We start from the raw sequence: 2,151 nt of genomic DNA, 5'->3' as shown, positions 1-2,151 counted from the left end.
CGTTGCGGGCCGACCGGGTGAAGGTGTGCCACTCGGACGTGCCGTTCCTGTGCGACCTGCACCGGGCGTGCGGATCGGCGGCACGCCGCCGTACACCGAGATCAGCGACTTCCTCGCACAGCACGACGCGCTCGTGCCCGCCGCGATGGAGACGCTGCGGTACGTCGACTGCGCGCTGCTGGCACGGCGGATCACCGCGCGGTGCCTGTTCAGCGTCGGGTTGATGGACCCGATCTGCCCACCGTCCACTGTGTACGCCGCGTACCACGAGGTCCGCGCGCCCAAGCAGATCACGGTATCGCCTTTCGGCAAGCACACCACGCCCACCAGCCACGTCGAGACGCAGCTACGGCACCTGCGCGAGCACCTTTAGAGGACGACGGGCTTGCCGCCGAGAGTCACGCGCAGCTTGCCGTCCGAGGCGAACGACCAGCCGAGAGCGCCGGTGAAACCAGCGCAGCGGGAGCCGTTGGTGCCCGACCAGAACTGGTTCGAGCTGTCCGCGTTGCCGATCGTCTTGTCGTTGGAGCCGTTGCTGCTGCGGCACGAGGTGTTGCCGCTGTACACCGTGCTGCCCGCGTCGAACGAGAAGTTGCGTTCGTCGTTGTCGATGCTGAGGTTGTTCGACACCGTCATCGCGCCGGGGTTGCGGTTGTAGGTGAAGCCGTGCTTGCCGTTGTCGAACGCGATGGTGCGGCGGACGACGTGCGGCACGGCGATGTCCTCGCCGCCGAGCTTGAAGCCGTTGCGGTCGCCGTTGCCGGCCTGGCCGCCGTTGCTCAGCGTGCCGTTCTTGTACGCCAGGGAGTCCTCGATGGTGACCGGGCCGATCGCGCCGGTGTCCGACTTGGTGTAGAGGTCCCAGCCGTCGTCGATGTTGTTGTGCGACACGGCGTACCGGAACACGTTGCCAGCGCCGACGGTCAGCTTCGCGGCGAAACCGTCGGCGTCCTCGCCGTCGGAGTCGCGGTTGTCGTGGGACTCGGCGCTCAGCACCAGGTTGTTGGCCGGCCATTGGTTCTTCGGCGTGCTGGACGCCATTCGCGAGAGCTGCAGGCCGGTGTCGCGGTTGAACCGGGTGATCGTGCGCTCGAGGACGTTGTTGCTGCCGCCGACGAAGATGCCGTTGTCACCGGCCCGTTCGACGATGAGGCCGTAGACGTGCCAGTACGAGCCGTTGACCGCCAGACCGCGGTTGGCCGGATCTTCGGTCTGCGCCGAGAAGTTCAGCACCGGCTTCTCGCCCTGGTAGGCGGTCAGCTTCTTGCGGGCGCTCGCCGTGCCGTTGTTGGTCGGCGGGATCGTCACCGTCTTGGCGAGGCTGTAGGTGCCGCCACGCAGGTGGATCGTGCCGCCCGCGGCGATTCGTGTGATCGCCGAGGTCAGCGTGGTCGGGTCCGAGATCGTGCCGGTCGCGCCGTCACGACCGGACGGCGACACGTGCAGCACGCTGTCGGCAGCGGACGCGGGTAACGGCAACGCCAGGACCACGGCCAATGCCACCCCGATGGACTTCACTTTCATCACAGTTCTCCCTGGGTGCGAAAAGAAGGAATTTGGGAGCGCTCCCAAGCAAGCTAACGCACCCACTTTCCGGCACGCAATAAAACTGCAAAAGATTCACAACGGTGAAAAGCGTGCAATTCACGGATATAAAATGACAAAACAACGCGGGCATGCCGAATCCGCGAACGGGCGATCCCGTCCGCGGATTCGGTGTTCAGTTGTCGCCCTGGACGATCAGGGAGAGGCGAAGCTCGGGTGCGGCGGCTGGTTGTAGGCGGTGTTCTGCCAGGCCACCGCCTCCCGGTACTGCCGGTCCTCCATCAGCGACGGCCGCCGGATGCTCGTCGGCTCGGTGGTGGAGTAGATCCGCAGCGCCCGGCTGTCCGAGGTGCGCCAGACGACCTCCTCGCGCCAGTCGCCGAGGATGTCGGCCTGCAGCGCCGGCGTGGACTTGGTGCCGTTGTTGGAGGCCACGCCCGAACCGGTGAGCAGTCGCGTGTCACCGTTGGGTCCGTACTTGTCGATCGTGGTGCCGTTCAGCAGCTCGCGCTGCGCGTCACCGTCCCACCAGATCACGAAGTTGATCGAACCCGGCTTGCGCGCCGCGACCTGGGCGCCGTGGTGGCACTGCGCCAGCCCCGCCCA

The 2,151-nt window shown here is 66.5% G+C and carries 3 protein-coding genes; 1 reads left to right on the top strand and 2 read right to left on the bottom strand.

The window, feature by feature from the left end; all coding sequences use genetic code 11:
- The coding region (locus FXN61_RS49010) for an acetylxylan esterase (RefSeq protein WP_188136318.1) at positions 1 to 373 on the top strand (373 nt) is incomplete at its 5' end.
- On the opposite strand, the gene FXN61_RS49005 is transcribed toward FXN61_RS49010, so the two are convergent.
- Both FXN61_RS49005 and FXN61_RS49000 read right to left on the bottom strand, forming a co-directional pair.
- Positions 370 to 1,524, bottom strand: a complete 1,155-nt coding sequence (locus FXN61_RS49005) for a right-handed parallel beta-helix repeat-containing protein (protein WP_167980576.1) — start codon at positions 1,522 to 1,524, stop codon at positions 370 to 372. The genes FXN61_RS49010 and FXN61_RS49005 overlap by 4 nt on opposite strands.
- A 216-nt stretch (positions 1,525 to 1,740) precedes the next feature.
- Positions 1,741 to 2,151: rhamnogalacturonan lyase family protein (locus tag FXN61_RS49000; protein ID WP_446684968.1), on the bottom strand; the 411-nt coding region annotated here is incomplete at its 5' end.

Origin of the sequence: Lentzea indica (assembly GCF_012184385.1) — a bacterium.
GTDB lineage: Bacteria > Actinomycetota > Actinomycetes > Mycobacteriales > Pseudonocardiaceae > Lentzea > Lentzea indica.
This window is presented reverse-complemented; position numbering and strand designations above follow the sequence as displayed.